Source organism: Paraburkholderia sp. SIMBA_053, from assembly GCF_046534895.1.
GTDB classification, from domain to species: domain Bacteria; phylum Pseudomonadota; class Gammaproteobacteria; order Burkholderiales; family Burkholderiaceae; genus Paraburkholderia; species Paraburkholderia caledonica.
In genome coordinates, this window is sequence record NZ_JAWRXU010001967.1 from 1 (window position 1) to 228 (window position 228).

The 228-nt window shown below is 65.4% G+C and carries 1 pseudogene; it reads left to right on the forward strand.

Annotated elements, in window-relative coordinates:
- Window positions 1–83: 83 nt before the first annotated feature.
- Window positions 84–228: pseudogene (locus SB753_RS42410) on the forward strand (methyl-accepting chemotaxis protein); the annotation flags it as partial.

Below are 228 nucleotides of genomic sequence, written 5' to 3' on the forward strand. Positions count from 1 at the left end.
GTGTGCAGACTCGTGACCCGGGTCTTGGAGCCGGGCGACAAACTGTTGCTCCAGGCCGCGTCGCGTTGCGGTTCCTGGGACTCATTGAAAGCATCGGCTTCTAGACGAACATCCTCGTGTTGAATGCCGCCGGCGAAGCGGCGCGCGCAGGCGAGGAAGGCCGCGGCTTCGCGGTGGTGGCAGGCGAAGTACATATTCTCGTGCAGCGCCCGGCGCAGGCGGCGAAAG